This is a genomic window from Nocardioides sp. WG-D5 (genome assembly GCF_054031175.1).
In genome coordinates this window covers 5,111,206-5,126,046 of record NZ_CM132928.1, presented here as the reverse complement: position 1 = coordinate 5,126,046, position 14,841 = coordinate 5,111,206, and the positions used below count along the sequence as shown (strand labels likewise).

11 protein-coding genes are annotated in these 14,841 nt (G+C 71.1%); 7 read left to right on the top strand and 4 right to left on the bottom strand.

Features of this window, described 5'->3' with window-relative positions; genetic code table 11:
* Positions 1–37: 37 nt before the first annotated feature.
* Genes ACWZJV_RS24785 through ACWZJV_RS24765 form a run of 5 tightly spaced genes read left to right on the top strand, consistent with a single transcriptional unit; the run spans position 38 to position 7,347 of the window.
* The gene (locus ACWZJV_RS24785) at positions 38–1,366 is read left to right on the top strand and encodes an SWIM zinc finger family protein (RefSeq protein WP_457179216.1); all 1,329 of its coding nucleotides are present in this window, start codon (positions 38–40) and stop codon (positions 1,364–1,366) included.
* Positions 1,363–2,832: a DUF5691 domain-containing protein gene (locus ACWZJV_RS24780; protein WP_457179215.1), complete on the top strand. Its 1,470-nt coding sequence runs from the start codon at positions 1,363–1,365 to the stop codon at positions 2,830–2,832. The genes ACWZJV_RS24785 and ACWZJV_RS24780 overlap by 4 nt, the downstream gene beginning before the upstream one ends.
* Positions 2,829–3,917 (top strand): ATP-binding protein, encoded by a 1,089-nt coding sequence (locus ACWZJV_RS24775; RefSeq protein ID WP_196874656.1) that lies wholly within the window; start codon positions 2,829–2,831, stop codon positions 3,915–3,917. Before ACWZJV_RS24780 ends, ACWZJV_RS24775 begins: the two co-directional genes overlap by 4 nt.
* Positions 3,914–6,166 carry a DUF5682 family protein gene (locus tag ACWZJV_RS24770; RefSeq protein ID WP_457179214.1) on the top strand — a complete coding sequence of 751 codons (2,253 nt, stop codon included), beginning with the start codon at positions 3,914–3,916 and terminating at the stop codon, positions 6,164–6,166. The genes ACWZJV_RS24775 and ACWZJV_RS24770 overlap by 4 nt, the downstream gene beginning before the upstream one ends.
* A complete protein-coding gene (locus tag ACWZJV_RS24765; protein ID WP_457179213.1) occupies positions 6,163–7,347 on the top strand; it encodes a VWA domain-containing protein in 1,185 nt (394 codons plus the stop codon). Before ACWZJV_RS24770 ends, ACWZJV_RS24765 begins: the two co-directional genes overlap by 4 nt.
* Before the next feature lie 196 nt (positions 7,348–7,543).
* Here the strand turns inward: ACWZJV_RS24765 and polA are convergent, their stop codons facing one another.
* Positions 7,544–10,231, bottom strand: a complete 2,688-nt coding sequence (polA, locus tag ACWZJV_RS24760; protein ID WP_457179212.1) for a DNA polymerase I — start codon at positions 10,229–10,231, stop codon at positions 7,544–7,546.
* A gap of 162 nt (positions 10,232–10,393) precedes the next feature.
* Between polA and ACWZJV_RS24755 the strand changes: the two genes are divergently transcribed.
* Entirely contained in the window at positions 10,394–10,846 is a 453-nt protein-coding gene (locus ACWZJV_RS24755; RefSeq protein ID WP_196874660.1) for a hotdog fold thioesterase, read from the top strand.
* A 52-nt stretch (positions 10,847–10,898) separates the two neighbouring features.
* On the opposite strand, the gene ACWZJV_RS24750 is transcribed toward ACWZJV_RS24755, so the two are convergent.
* Positions 10,899–12,143, bottom strand: a complete 1,245-nt coding sequence (locus ACWZJV_RS24750; protein ID WP_457179211.1) for an ABC transporter substrate-binding protein — start codon at positions 12,141–12,143, stop codon at positions 10,899–10,901.
* Between the two features lie 309 nt (positions 12,144–12,452).
* Here ACWZJV_RS24750 and ACWZJV_RS24745 point away from each other — a divergent pair, with 309 nt between their 5' ends.
* A complete protein-coding gene (locus ACWZJV_RS24745) occupies positions 12,453–13,046 on the top strand; it encodes a GNAT family N-acetyltransferase (RefSeq protein WP_196874662.1) in 594 nt (197 codons plus the stop codon).
* A gap of 76 nt (positions 13,047–13,122) precedes the next feature.
* Here ACWZJV_RS24745 and ACWZJV_RS24740 read toward each other — a convergent pair whose 3' ends face one another.
* A complete protein-coding gene (locus ACWZJV_RS24740; protein WP_008362944.1) occupies positions 13,123–13,902 on the bottom strand; it encodes an ABC transporter ATP-binding protein in 780 nt (259 codons plus the stop codon).
* Positions 13,899–14,840, bottom strand: coding sequence for an ABC transporter ATP-binding protein (locus ACWZJV_RS24735; RefSeq protein ID WP_196874663.1), 942 nt, complete (start codon positions 14,838–14,840; stop codon positions 13,899–13,901). The genes ACWZJV_RS24740 and ACWZJV_RS24735 overlap by 4 nt, the downstream gene beginning before the upstream one ends.
* Position 14,841: the final 1 nt, after the last annotated feature.

Below are 14,841 nucleotides of genomic sequence, written 5' to 3'. Positions count from 1 at the left end.
CCAAACTGTCGGCGGGGCAGGCTTAGATGTGCGCATCATGCCTCGCTGGTCAATCGATGCCGTGGAGAAGGCGGCTCCCGACGCCGGGTCGCTCAACGCCGCCCGCAAGCTCGCCACGCCCGGACCCTGGTCGGAGACGGGTGCCACCGACGTGCTCGTGTGGGGCAAGTGCCAGGGCTCGGGCAAGAACCCCTACCAGGTGAGCGTCGACCTCACCGGCCCTGCCTACAAGTGCTCGTGCCCGTCGCGGAAGTTCCCCTGCAAGCACGCCCTCGCGCTGCTGTTGCTGTGGGCCGGGGCGCAGGTGGGCGAGGTCGACCAGCCGGAGGCGTACGCCTCGGAGTGGGCCTCGCAGCGCGCGGCCCGTGCCGCGGGCGCGGCTGAGCGTGCCGCGGCGCCGGCCAAGCCGGTGGACAAGGCCGCCCAGGCGCGGCGGGCCGCGGAGCGCCGGGCGCTGATGGACGGCGGCGTCGAGGACCTGGTGCTGTGGCTGGAGGACCTGGTGCGAGGCGGGCTCGCCACCGCGAAGGCGCAGCCGTGGACCTGGTGGGACGCCGCCGCCTCCCGGCTGGTCGACGCGCAACTGCCCGGGCTCGGCGAACGGATCCGGGAGATGGCCGCAGCGATCAACCGGCGTGAGGACTGGGCCGAGCATCTGCTGATCGAGGTGGGCCGCTGGTGGACCGCCGCGCAGGCCTGGCGGTCCTGGGACTCGCTGGACACCGACACCCAGGGCGACCTGCGCGCGGTGATCGGCTGGGCGACACCGACCGCCCAGGTCCTGGAGGCCGGGATGCACGCGGACGTGTGGACCGTGCTGGGAGCTCATCGCGACGAGCGCGGCAACCTGATCGAGCAGCGCACCTGGCTGCGCTCGGACTCGGGTGAGACCGTGCTTCTCCTCGACTTCGCCGCGGGTGGCAACCCGCTGCCGATCGCCCGGCTGGCCGGGGCGCGGCTGGAGGCGTCGGTGGGCTTCTATCCGGGCCACGCGCCACGCCGGGTGGTGCTCGCCTCCGAGCCGGTGGCCCTTCCGGCCACGTCCGACCTGGGGACGGCGACCGATCTGGCCGGCGCGCGAGCCGCGCTGGCGGCGCTCCGGGCCGGCAACCCGTGGGCCGACCGGGCTCCGGTCGTGGTCCGCGTCGCCGCGTCGGTGCCGGAGGGCGACGAGCCGCCGTTCGTGGTGGACGACGCCGGTCACCAGGTGCCGTTGCTCGGCGATCCGGGGACCTGGTGGCGCCTCCTCGCGCTGACCGGGGGCAATCCGGTGACCGCGTTCGGGGAGATCCAGGACGACGGGCTGAGGATGCTGACGGTCATGAGCGCTGAGGACGGATCGGACGAAGAGCTGGTGGCGCTGTGAGCACGACCGAGGAGTGGTGGGACGCGGTGACGGCGGCTGCGGTGCTGGGCACGGCCCGGCGCGGGGTGCCGCCGGCGCCCGAGACGCTGCCGATACCGGAGCGGCGGGGAGGCTCGGCGCAGACCGCGCTGCTCGACGCCGCGGCCGTCGGCGGAGCGATGGTGCGCTCGGGCCGACCGCTTCGCACCGCGTCCGCACCGGCGGCGGCCCCGGCCGACCGGCTTCCGGTGGCGCCGGCTGGTGCCGTACAACTGCTGGAGCTGGTGCTCAACCAGACCCCCGGCGGTGCCGACCTGCGCGGCGACCTCCTCGCCCACTGGCTGGCCTGTGCCAACGCGGCCGGCTACCGGGTGCCCGCGCGGCTGCTCCCCCGGCTCCTCGACCAGGCGCTGCCCCGACCCGAGCTGCACCGGGACGCGCTGACGGCGGCCGATGCGCGCGGCGTCTGGCTGGTCGCCAACCGGCGCCGGTGGCGCCCGATGATCGCCTCGGCACGAGCTGCTGCCGGTGCGGGTGAAGAGCCCCTCGACGACGCAGCCTGGGCGCGGCAGCCGACCGCCGCTCGTACCGAGATGCTGACCCGGCTGCGGGCCGTCGACCCGGCCGCTGCCCGGGAACGGCTCGAGTCGGTCTGGGCCGGCGAGAAGGCGGCCGACCGGGCCACGTTGATCAAGACGCTCCGCACCGGGCTGAGCCTCGAGGACGAGCCGTTCCTGGAGCGGGCGCTCGATGACCGGGGAGCGGACGTACGACTCTCGGCTCGGCATCTTCTCGACGCCCTGCCCGGCTCGGCGCGCGGGCAGCGGCTCGGCGCGCTGCTGCGCCCGCTCGTCGGAGTCACCGGGATCGTACGGAAGACGGTGGAGGTCGAGCTGCCCACCGAGGCCGATGCCACGGCCGTGCGCGACGGGCTCGACAAGGCCCCGAGGGGCCGCTCCCAGGGCGGCCACTGGCTGCGGCAACTCGCGGCGGGTGCCCCGCTCGAGATCTGGACCGACGCCACCGGCCGCGACCCCGACGCGACCTGGGCGATGATCACCGACGCCGACGCCCGCGCCGGCATCATCAGCGCCGTCATCGCCCGCCGCAACCCGGACTGGGCCCGAGCGCTGCTCGGCGACGTCCACCGAGGCGAGCTCCTCGAGATCGTGCCGAGCGCCGACCGGGAGGCGCTCGTCCTGCGCCAGCTCATCACCGGCGCCGGGTCGAGCAGCGGCGGGACGACCATCTCGGCCCGGCTCGGCGCCGTTCCGGGTCCCTGGAGCCTCGACTTCAGCCGTACGGTCCTCGATCTCCTCGCCGCCCGGGAACGCGAGCTCGCCAGGTCGTTCGCCGTCCTGGCCGCGCGGATGCCGCCCGAGATCGTTCCCGACCTGCACCGGCTGCCCGACTCGCTCGCCAGGCAGCGCAACCAGCTCATCCAGCACCTCTCCCTCGTCCACGCCATCACGGAGGCCTTCAAGTGACCGACATTCTTCGCGCCCACGCCGAGGACGCCTACGCCGCCGAGCTCACCGCTCTGGCCGCCCACGATGCCGAGACCGGCCGCCCCCGCCCGCCCCGGTGGCGGCTCTCCCCGTGGGCGGTGACCACCTATCTTCTCGGCGGCGAGCTGCCCGACGGCACGACGATCAGCGCGAAGTACGTCGGCGCCCGCCGCCTCATGGAGATCGCGGTCGCCTCGCTGGCCACCGATCGTGCGCTGCTGCTGCTCGGCGTTCCCGGCACGGCCAAGACCTGGGTGGGCGAGCATCTGGCCGCGGCGATCTCGGGCGACTCGACGCTGGTCGTGCAGGGCACCGCCGGCACTCCCGAGGAGTCGCTGCGCTACGGCTGGAACTATGCCCGCCTGCTCGCCGAGGGCCCCTCGCGGGACGCACTGGTGCCGAGCCCGGTGATGCGGGCGATGGAGACCGGCGCCCTCGTCCGCATCGAAGAGCTGACCCGCATCCCCGCCGACGTCCAGGACGGGCTCATCTCGATCCTCTCGGAGAAGACGCTGCCCGTCCCCGAGCTCGACGACGAGGTCCAGGCGCGGCAGGGGTTCAACCTCATCGCCACCGCCAACAACCGCGACAAGGGCGTCAACGACCTCTCCTCGGCGCTCAAGCGGCGCTTCAACACGGTCGTGCTGCCGCTGCCGGACACCCTCGACGACGAGGTCTCGATCGTCCGCAGCCGGGTCGAGCAGCTCGGTGCCTCGCTCTCGCTGCCCGCCGACCTGAGCCAGCTGGCCGAGATCGAGCGCGTGGTCACCATCTTCCGCGAGCTCCGCTCGGGCGTCACCGCCGACGGACGTACGTCGGTGAAGTCGCCCTCCGCCACCCTCTCGACCGCCGAGGCGATCTCGGTGATGACCAACGGGGTGGCGCTCGCCGCCCACTTCGGCGACGGCGTGGTGCGGGCCGACGACGTGGCGGCCGGGCTGGTCGGCGCGGTGGTGAAGGACCCGGTGCAGGACCGGATCGTGTGGCAGGAGTACCTCGACACCGTCGTCCGCGACCGTCCGAGCTGGGCCGATCTCTACCGCGCCTGCCGGGAGCTGGTGTGACCGACCCGAGCTGCGCCTTCGAGATCCTCGGGGTCCGCCACCACGGGCCGGGCTCCGCCCGGTCGGTCGCGGCCGCGCTCGAGGAGCTCTCCCCCGACCTGGTCGTGATCGAGGGACCACCGGAGCTCGACTCGCTGCTCGGGCTCGCCGCGGACCCGGACCTGGTGCCGCCGGTCGCGGCGCTCGTCTATGCCGTCGAGGAGCCACGGCGCTCGGCGTTCTATCCGTTCGCGTTCTTCTCCCCCGAGTGGGTCGCCATGCGATGGGCGTTGGAGCACCGCGTCGATGTTCGCTTCGCCGACCTTCCGGCTACCCACTTCCTCGCCCCCGCGGGGCAACCCGACGTGCCCGACGAGCGGCCCGGGCCGCGCCCGGTGGGCTCCGACCCCATCTCCCGGCTCGCCCGCGCGGCCGGCTACGACGACCCTGAGCGCTTCTGGGAGGACGCGGTCGAGCACCGGGCCGAGTCCTCGCTGAGCCGGTTCACCGCGATCCGCGAGGCGATGGCCGAGATCCGTGCCGAGGACCCGGCCTCGCCGGGTGATGTTCGCCGCGAGGCCTACATGCGCAAGGTCCTGCGCGCCGCCGGACGAGAAGGACGCGAGCGGGTGGCGATGGTCTGCGGCGCCTATCACGCCCCGGTCCTGCACCCGTCGGCCTGGCCGAAGGTCGCCGACGACAACGCGCTGCTCAAGGGCCTGCCGAGGATCAAGGTCACCGCGACCTGGGCACCCTGGACCGCCGGCCGGCTCGCCGCCGAGTCCGGCTACGGCGCCGGCGTCACCTCCCCGGGCTGGTATCAGCACCTCTACGCCCACTGGCACGCCGGCACCCCGGCCGACGTCGTGCCCGGCTGGCTCACCCGGGTCGCCCGGGTCCTCCGTTCCGAGGGACTCGCCGCGGCTCCGGCGACGGTCGTGGAGGCCGTACGCCTCGCGGAGGCGCTCGCCGCCGTCCGCGGCCGGCCCTCGGCCGGTCTCGAGGAGCTCGAGGACGCCACCGTTGCCGTGCTGTGCGAGGGCTCGCGGCTGCCGCTGGCGCTGATCGAGCGCACGCTCGTGGTCGGCGAGGAGCTCGGCCAGGTGCCGGAGTCGGCGCCGTTGGTGCCGCTCGCCCAGGATCTCGCCCGCCAGCAGAAGCGGCTCCGCCTCAAGCCGTCCGCAGCCGAGACCACCGTGGTGCTCGACCTGCGCCGCGAGGCCCAGCGCGAGCGGTCGCTGCTGCTCCACCGCCTGCGGCTGCTCGGCATCGACTGGGCCACCGAGGCCGACCGGGGCGGCACCAAGGGCACCTTCAAGGAGGCCTGGACGCTGGAGTGGCAGCCGGAGTTCGCGGTACGTCTGGTCGAGGCCGGCCTCTACGGCACCACCGTGGTGGCTGCCGCCGAGGGGCTCGTGGCCGAGCGGGCGGCGCAGGCCGAGGACCTCGGCACGCTGGCCGAGCTCATCGACCAGGCCCTCGTCGCCGACCTCCCGGCCGGGCTCGAGGCCGCGATCACGGCTCTCGCCGAGCGCACCGCGCACCAGCACGACACCCTCTCCCTGCTCCGGGCGATCGAGCCGCTGGCGCGGACCCAGCGCTATGGCGACGTACGCGGCTCCGACACCGGCGTGGTCGCCGGAGTGCTCCACACCGTGGTGCTCCGCGCCGCAGCCGGGCTGCGGGCCGCCTGCACCTCGCTGGACGACGACGCGGCCGCGGCCATGAAGGGCGCGCTCGACGCCGCCCACCGCGGGGTGTCGCTGGTCGGCGAGGAGGGATCCGGGGTCCCGGTGTGGGTGGCGACCTGGGAGCAGGCTCTCGTCGCGCTCAGCGCCGACGACCAGGTGCACGGCCTGGTCGCGGGACGGGTCAACCGCATCCTGCTCGACGCCGAGCAGGTGGGCATCGAGATCGTCTCCGCGCGGCTCAGCCGCCAGCTCTCGCGCGGCACCGCGCCGGAGCACGCCGCCGCCTGGGTCGAGGGGCTGCTCGAGGGGGAAGCCCTGCTCCTGCTGCACGAGATCGAGCTGCTCCGGCTGCTCGACGAGTGGGTCGCGAGCGTCGATGAGGCGACCTTCGAGGACCTGCTGCCGCTGCTGCGCCGCACCTTCTCCCGCTTCCAGTCACCCGAACGCCGCCAGATCGGTGGCCGCGTACGCAACCTCGACGCGGCCACCGACCTCACCCACACCGCCACCCTCGATCTCGACCTCGCGCTGCCCGCGGCCGCGCGGGTCGCCGACCTGCTGCAGCTGGAGCCCGCATGAGCCCCGAACGCGACCGCCTGACCCGCTGGCGCCTGGTGCTCGGCGGTGACGCCGACGAGCCGCTCGGGGCCGGGGGCGACGGAACGCCCATGTCGCTGACCGCCGAGGACCGTGCCCGCGACGAGGCGCTCGAGCAGCTCTACGGCGAGCAGCCGAAGGGCCGCAGCGCCGGGCTCGGCGGGTCCGCTCCCCGGGTCGCACGCTGGCTCGGCGACATCCGCACCTACTTCCCCACCTCGGTCGTGAAGGTGATGCAGGGCGACGCGATGGACCGCCTCGGCCTCCACCAGCTCCTCACCGAGCCCGAGATGCTCGACGCGGTCCAGCCCGACATCCACCTCGTCTCCACCCTGATCGGCCTCGGCCGGGTGATCCCCGAGCACAGCCGCGAGTCGGCCCGTGCGGTCGTACGCACCGTCACCGACGAGCTCGTGGCCCGGCTCCGATCGCAGACGGTGCAGGCGGTCACCGGTGCTCTCAACCGGGCCGCGCGCACGCGTCGCCCGCGGCCCGCGGACATCGACTGGGGACGTACGATCGCCGCCAACCTCAAGCACTACCTCCCCGAGCACCGCACGGTCGTACCCGAGCGTCTCGTCGGCCACGCTCGCAAGGCCCAGCAGACGCAGCGACGCATCATCCTGTGCATCGACCAGTCCGGCTCGATGGCCGAGTCGGTCGTCTACTCCAGCGTCTTCGGAGCCGTGCTCGCCTCGCTCCGCTCCGTCGAGACCAAGCTGGTCGCCTTCGACACCGAGATCATCGACCTGACCGAGGACCTCGACGACCCCGTCGAGGTCCTCTTCGGCGTACAGCTCGGTGGCGGCACCGACATCAACCGCGCCCTCGCCTACTGCCAGAGCCTCATCGAGCAGCCCGAGGAAACCGTCCTGGTCTTGATCAGCGACCTCTACGAGGGCGGCATCCGCGAGGAGATGCTGCGCCGTTCCCGCGAGATCACCGACTCCGGGGCCACCATGGTCGCCCTCCTCGCTCTCAGCGACTCCGGTGCTCCCAGCTACGACGCCGACCACGCCGCCGCCCTCGCCGACCTCGGCATCCCCGCCTTCGCCTGCACCCCCGACCTCTTCCCCGACCTCATGGCCGCCGCCATCGACAAGCGCGACCTCGGCACCTGGGCCAGCGAGAACGACATCACCACCGCCGCCCCCACCGACTGACCCTCCGCCGAGCCGTCACCCCCGCAGGCCGAGGCGGCAGGTACGTCGGCCGAGACGGCAGTAATGGCGGCCGAATCTGTCGTTGTGGGCGACGAAGAGCGAGCTTCGGCGCCCACAACGACAGATTCGGCCTACAGAACCACCGATTCGTACGCCACAACTGCCGTCTCGGCCGACGTGGGTGACGCCTCGGCTGTCAGTGGGCGGCTTCGTGCCAGGACAGACCGGTGCCGACGGAGACGTCGAGGGGGACGTTGAGGTCGGCGGCGGAGCCCATCTGGGCGCGTACGAGGGACTCCAGCGCTTCGCGTTCGCCGGGCGCCACCTCGAAGACGAGCTCGTCGTGGACCTGGAGGAGCATCCGGGAGGAGAGGCCGGCCTCGTCGATGGCGGCCTGGACCCGCAGCATGGCGACCTTGATCAGGTCGGCCGCGGAGCCCTGGATCGGGGCGTTGAGCGCCATCCGCTCGGCGGTCTCCCGCCGCTGACGGTTGTCGGAGAGCAGGTCGGGGAGGTAGCGGCGGCGGCCCATGATGGTCTCGGTGTAACCCGTGCGCCGGGCCTCCTCGACCAGGCTGCGCAGGTAGTCGCGGATGCCGCCGAAGGTCTCGAAGTACTCCTCCATCAGCCCGCGCGCCTCGCTCGGCTCGATGCCGAGCTGCTGGGAGAGACCGAAGGCGGACAGGCCGTAGGCGAGCCCGTAGTTCATCGCCTTGATCTTGGCCCGCTGCTCCACCGAGACCGCGTCGGGGTCGACGCCGAAGACCCGCGCCGCGGTGATCGAGTGGAAGTCGCGCCCGGAGCGGAACGCCTCGATGAGCAGCTCGTCCTCGGACAGGTGGGCCATGATCCGCATCTCGATCTGCGAATAGTCAGCCGTCATCAAGGACTCGAACCCGCCACCTACGACGAAGCCCTTGCGGATCCCGCGGCCCTCCTCGGTGCGTACCGGGATGTTCTGCAGGTTGGGCTCGGTCGAGGAGAGCCGTCCCGTCGCCGCGATGGTCTGGTTGAAGGTGGTGTGGATCCGGCCGTCGTCCTGCACGGTCTTCAGCAGGCCCTCGATCGTGACCCGCAGCCGGGTCACGTCGCGGTGGCGCAGCAGCGCGAGCAGGAACGGGTGCTCGGTCTTCACGTAGAGCTGCTGGAGCGCGTCGGCGTCGGTGGTCCAGCCGGTCTTGGTGCGCTTCGTCTTCGGCATGTCGAGCTCGTCGAAGAGCACCACCTGCAGCTGCTTGGGCGAGCCGAGGTTGATCTCCTTGCCGATCACGCCGTAGGCCTCGTCGGCCGCCTGCTTCATCTGGCCGGCGAAGTGACGCTCCAGCGCGTCGAGGTGCTCGGTGTCGACCGCGATGCCGGTCTTCTCCATCCGCGCCAGCAGGTGCAGCAGCGGAAGCTCCACCTCGGAGAGCAGCCGATGTCCGCCGGCGGCCTCGACCGCCGAGTCGAGCTCAGCGGCCAGGTCGAGCACGGCCCGGGCGTAGAGCATCGAGGTCGTCGCCACCCCGTCGCCGCCGACCTTGTCGTCGCCGAAGAGCGACTCCTGGCCGCCGTCGTCCTCCTGCTTGAGCTCACGCTTGAGATAGCGCAGGGTCAGGTCGGCGAGGTCGTAGGAGCGCTGGTCGGGAGCCACGATGTAGGCCGAGAGCGCCGTGTCGGTCACCAGCCCGCGCAGCGACCAGCCGTGGGCGTCGATCGCCAGCTCCGGCCCCTTGGCGTCGTGCATGATCTTGGGCTTCGTGGCGTCCGCGAGCCAGCCGGCCAGCGCCGCCTCGTCCTCGGGGGTGAACCCCTCCACCCCCGCGTACGCAGCCCGCTCCTGCGTCGCGAACCCGAACCCGTCCACGCGGCCGGTCCCAGAACCCCAGGCTCCGCGCACGTGCAGACCGACCGGCGTGGTCCCGAGCTCGGCCAGGAAGGCTCCGACGGCGCCGGGGGCCAGCGTCTCGCCCTCCAGCGCGAACCCGCTCTCGTCGACCGGGACGTCGTCCTCCGGCGCGAGCACGTCGGTGATCCGGGTGCGGATCTCGCCACGGAACTCGAGCTCGTCGAGGAGCTCGAGCGCGGCCGCACGGTCCCACTCGACCCGGCCGAGATCCGTCGGGCCGACCTCGAGCGGCAGGTCGCGCACCAGCGCGTTGAGCCGCCGGTTGCGCATCACGTCACCGAGATGGGCGCGCAGGTTGTCGCCGGCCTTGCCCTTGATCTGGTCGGCGTGGGTGATCACGTTGTCGAGGCCGTCGTAGGTGTTGATCCACTTCGCGGCGGTCTTCGGACCCACTCCCGGGATACCGGGCAGGTTGTCGGAGTCCTCCCCCACCAGCGCGGCCAGCTCGGGATAGCGGTGCGGGGGGACGCCGTATTTCGTCTCGACGGCCTCCGGCGTCATCCGCGCCAGGTCGGAGACGCCGCGCATCGGGTAGAGCACGGTGGAGGACTCGGTGACCAGCTGCAGCGAGTCGCGGTCGCCGGTCAGGATCAGCACCTCCATCCCGGCCTCGAGCCCCTGGGTCACCAGGGTCGCGATGATGTCGTCGGCCTCGTAGCCCGCGACGGACAGGTGGCGGATGTGCAGCACGTCGAGCAGCCGCTGGATCAGCGGCAGCTGCGACTTGAACTCGTCGGGGGTCTTGTTGCGCTTGGCCTTGTATTCGGAGTATTCCTCCAGCCGGAACGTCTGCCGCGACAGGTCGAAGGCGACCGCGACGTGGGTCGGGGTCTCGTCGCGCAGCACGTTGACCAGCATCGAGGTGAAGCCGTAGACGGCATTGGTGTTCTGCCCCGTGACGGTCGAGAAGTTCTCCACCGGCAGGGCGAAGAAGGCCCGGTAGGCCAGCGAGTGCCCATCGAGAAGGAGCAGTCGGTCACGCGTCACATCAGCCACGGTCCGACTCTATCCACGACCACCGACATTCGAGCCTGCGGCACGGCGACGAAGGAGCCGGGGCGCAACGCGAGAAGGTCGAGCGAGGGCAGCGGCTGAGCTTGCGAAGCCGCGAAGCGGGTCGAGACCAAGTGGTGGACAGCCGCGTGCGAACATGCATCCATGACCGATGCACTCCACACCACCGACCCCGCCGAGATCGCGAAGTTCGTCGGGTCGCTCCCCCAGGGCGCGGGCGCACTCAACGAGAAGATGGGCGTCGAGATCCTCGAGATCTCGGCTGAGAAGGTCGTCGGCACGATGCCGGTCGACGGCAACACCCAGCCCTACGGTCTGCTCCACGGCGGCGCCTCGGTCGTCCTCGCCGAGACCCTCGGCTCGATCGGCTCCGGCATCCACGGCCACTCGCTGAGCAAGATCGCCGTCGGCGTGGACATCAACGCCACCCACCACCGCTCGGCGACCTCCGGCGTCGTCACCGGCACCGCGACCGCGATCCACCTGGGGCGGAACTCCGCGGCGTACGAGATCGTGATCACCGACGAGCGCGGCAAGCGGGTCTGCACCTCGCGGATCACCTGCGCGCTGATCGCCGCCCCGCAGATCTCCAACTGACACGCGGAAGGGCCCCGGAACCGAGCGGTTCCGGGGCCCTTCGTCGGCTGGATCAGACCTCGCCAGCGATGTACTTGACGGGCGCGTAGGTCGCCTTGTCGTTGTACTGGTAGATACCGATGGACGCGGCCGTCGGGCTACCGGTCTCGCCGAGCTCGATCGGGCCGGACTTGCCGTCGTAGTCGATGTCCTTGCCGTCCTCGATGAGCTTGACGCAGTCGGCGTACGTCTCGCACTTCTCACCACCGGTGGTGATGTCGACGATCTCCTCGGCGATGGCCTCGCCCGCGTCGCTGTCGGCCTTCACCGCAGCCAGCGCGGAGACGATGGTGGCGTCGTAGGACTCGGCGGCGTAGGAGTAGTCGGCCAGCTTCGGGTCGACCTTGAGGAGCTGCTCCTTGAAGTCACCGGTGGTCTCGGCGCCGGGCAGGGTGCCCTTGACGCCCTTGAGCTCACCCTTGGTGAAGTCCTTGGAGTAGTCCGACAGGTTGCCGTCGACGAAGTAGGTCGGCAGCTTCGAGGGACCGGCACCCGCGGCGATGAGCTGCGGGATGAGCTTCTTGGTCTCCTCGAACGCGATCACGACGACCGCGTCCGCGCCGGCGCCGGCGATCTCGTTGATCTGGGCGTCGAACGAGGTGGCGTCCTCGGAGTAGAACGCCGTGGTGGCGACCTTGGAGCCGGCACCCTCGAGGTTGGCCTTGACCTCCTCGGCGAGCGTCTCACCGTAGGCGTCCTGGCGGGCCAGGATCGCGACGTTGGTGCGCTTGTCCTCGAGCAGCAGGTTGGCCATGACGGCGCCCTGCAGGATGTCGGACGGAGCCGTGCGGAAGTAGAGGTCCGGCTTGGCGAAGTCACCCTCGTCGAACTCGGTCGAGGTGTTGGCCGGCGAGAACATCACGGTGCCGGACGACATGATCTTGTCGATCACGGTCATCGACACGCCCGAGGAGGCCGTGCCGACGATCACGTCGGACTTGGCGTCGATGAGCTTGTCGGCCTCGGCCGGAGCGATCGCGGAGGTCGTGTCACCGGAGTCGGCCACGACGGACACGACGTCCTTGCCGAGCACACCACCGGCGGCGTTGATGTCCTGGATCGCCAGGTCGGAGCCGGCGAACTCGGGCGGGCCGAGGAACGCGAGGCTTCCGGTCTGCGGGAGGAGCTGCCCGATGGTGAGAGTGCCGTCGCCCTTGGCGGCAGCCTTCTTCTCCGGCTCCTCGGAAGCGGTCTCGCCGCCGCAGGCGGCGAGGGTGAAGCTGAGCGCCAAGGCGCCGGCGCCCGCGGTCAGCTTCATCCAGGTAGAGGATGATGAGTTCACTGCTTTGTCCCTCTTTCGTATGGGCTGGCCCGGCTCACGCCGGACCTTGCGGAGACACATTAGAGACGGTCGGTAGGCGAATCACCCGAGGGACCTGTCTTTTCACCAATCCGTTACATCTCCCCCATGGCATCATTGCCTGGGTTGCCGCCATGATCGGCTCCGTATCATCGGGGCCGAGGTGACCCATGATCACTCGGGGAACCCGATTCCCGCCAGGAACAGGCACGATCGTGGAGGAATTGTGATGATCTGTACGCACGGCGCCCATGGAGGACCGACTCGATGAGCAGGGTGCCCGTGACGGTGCGGGAGGCTCGAGCCGACGACGCGCTCTTCCTCCTCGGCATCTGGCAGGACTCGCTGCGGATGACCGATGCCCAGGAGCAGCTGGGCGACCTCGAGACCATCATCCGTGGCGCCGACGCCTCCCCCGACCAGCGCCTCCTGGTCGCCGAGTGCGGCACCGAGCCCGTCGGCGCGGTCTACCTGTGTGCCACGACCTTCGGTCCGCTCAACCTGGAGCCGACCGTGCAGATCTTCGCGCCCCACGTCGTCCCCAGCTTCCGCCGACGCGGGGTGGGCCGGATGCTGATGGAGTCGGCCGTCGCCTTCGCCGAGGAGCGCGGGGTCAGGACGATCGCCGCCGCGGCCTCCGCCGGCGGCCGTGACGGCAACCGGTTCCTCGCCCGGCTCGGCCTCGGCGCCCAGGCGGTCATGCGGGTGGCGCCGACCGCGGTCGTACGCTCCCGCCTCAACGTCCTGGGCCGCGCCCTCCCCCACCACGCCCGTCTGCAGCGCAGCCCGAAGCAGTCCAGCGCCGTCGGCGAGCTGCTCGCCGCCCGGCGCTCCCAGCGGCGCTCGCACACCGTCGCCTGAGCCACCCGACAGCAGAAGACGACCGGGGCCCCGGAGCAGCACGCTCCGGGGCCCTGGTCGTTCGGGACGTACGCCCTCAGTCCTCCTTGGCACCCAGGGTGCCGAGGTAGAGCTCGATCACCTTCGGGTCGTCGGCGAGCTCACGGCCGGCGCCGGTGTAGGCGTTGCGGCCCTGGTCGAGCACGTAGCCGCGGTCGCAGATCTGCAGGCAGCGGCGGGCGTTCTGCTCGACCATCACGACCGAGACGCCGGCCTTGTTGATCTTGCGGGTCTGGACGAAGACCTCGTCCTGCATGACCGGCGAGAGCCCCGCGGAGGGCTCGTCCAGCAGCAGGACCGACGGCTCCATCATCAGCGCCCGGCCCATCGCGACCATCTGGCGCTCACCGCCGGAGAGCCCGCCGGCACGCTGCTTGCGCCGCTCCCCGAGCGCCGGGAAGATCGCGGTGACGAAGTCGAACCTCTCCGCGAACTTCTTCGGGGCCTGGTAGCAGCCCATCTCGAGGTTCTCCTCGATGGTCAGGCTCGGGAAGACGTTGTTCGTCTGCGGGACGAACCCGATCCCCCGGCTGACCAGCTCGTCGGCACGCTTCCCGGTAATGTCCTCGCCGTTCAGCTTGACCGTGCCCTCGTGGATCTTGACCAGACCGAAGAGCGCCTTGAGCAGCGTCGACTTGCCGGCACCGTTGGGGCCGATGATGCCGACCAGCTCGCCGGGCTGACAGTAGAGGTCGGTGTCGTTGAGGATGTTGACCCCGGGCAGGTAGCCGGCGATGAGCCCGTCGGCACGGAGCACCGCGCCCTCGGCCTCGCTCAGGTGCTTCTCGCGGAACTGCTCCGCATCGGTGGAAGTCACTTCGCGTCCTCCTCTTGGGCGATCTCGGCCTCGACCTCGGCCTCGAGCCGCTCTTCGTCGAGCTCGCTCAGGTCGGTGTCGTGGTGGGCCCCGAGATAGGCGTCGATGACACGCTGGTCGGCCATGACCGACTCCGGGGTGCCCTCCGCGACGATCTTGCCCTGGGCCATCACGATGACCCAGTCGGAGATGTCACGGACCATGTCCATGTCGTGCTCGACGAAGAGGACCGTGCGGCCCTCGTCGCGCAGCGACTTCACGTGACCCAGCAGCGACTGCTTCAGGGCCGGGTTCACCCCCGCCATCGGCTCGTCGAGCATGACCAGCTCCGGGTCGACCATGAGCGCGCGGGCCATCTCCAGCAGCTTGCGCTGGCCGCCGGAGAGCGACCCGGCGAAGTCCTCACGCTTCTTGTCGAGCAGGAAGCGGGCGAGCAGCTCGTCGGCCTTCGCGGTGACCTCGTCCTCCTGCTTGCCCCACAGGAACTTGAACGGCGCGGTCCAGAACCGCTCGCCCTTCTGTCCGGTGGCGCCCAGGCGCATGTTCTCGATCACGGTGAGCTTCGCCAGCACCTTGGTGAGCTGGAAGGTGCGCACCATCCCGAGACGGGCCACCTTGTAGGGGGCGACGCCCTTGAGCGACTTGCCCTCCAGGCTCCACGAGCCGCTGTTCGGCTGGTCGAAGCCCGTCAGCAGGTTGAAGAAGGTCGTCTTGCCGGCTCCGTTGGGGCCGATCAGCGCGGTGATCGCACCCCGCTGGATCTCGACGTGGTCGACGTCGACGGCGGTGAGTCCCCCGAACGTACGCGTGATGTTGTCGGCGACCACGATCGGGTCGGGCTTCTTGCTGCCCGGCTCGGTGCTCACCCCGACGAGGCCCGCGGGCCCGGTCTTGATCTCGGCGTTCTCTGCGTTATCTGCGTTCGTCTGGTCAGTCATG

Excerpts from the sequence above, each read along its gene's own strand:
- ACWZJV_RS24735 (WP_196874663.1), bottom strand. The coding sequence starts at position 14,840 with ATGACTGACCAGACGAACGCAGATAACGCAGAGAACGCCGAGATCAAG.
- ACWZJV_RS24745 (WP_196874662.1), top strand. The coding sequence starts at position 12,453 with ATGAGCAGGGTGCCCGTGACGGTGCGGGAGGCTCGAGCCGACGACGCG.
- ACWZJV_RS24765 (WP_457179213.1), top strand. The coding sequence starts at position 6,163 with ATGAGCCCCGAACGCGACCGCCTGACCCGCTGGCGCCTGGTGCTCGGC.
- ACWZJV_RS24750 (WP_457179211.1), bottom strand. The coding sequence starts at position 12,143 with ATGAAGCTGACCGCGGGCGCCGGCGCCTTGGCGCTCAGCTTCACCCTC.
- ACWZJV_RS24755 (WP_196874660.1), top strand. The coding sequence starts at position 10,394 with ATGACCGATGCACTCCACACCACCGACCCCGCCGAGATCGCGAAGTTC.
- ACWZJV_RS24785 (WP_457179216.1), top strand. The coding sequence starts at position 38 with ATGCCTCGCTGGTCAATCGATGCCGTGGAGAAGGCGGCTCCCGACGCC.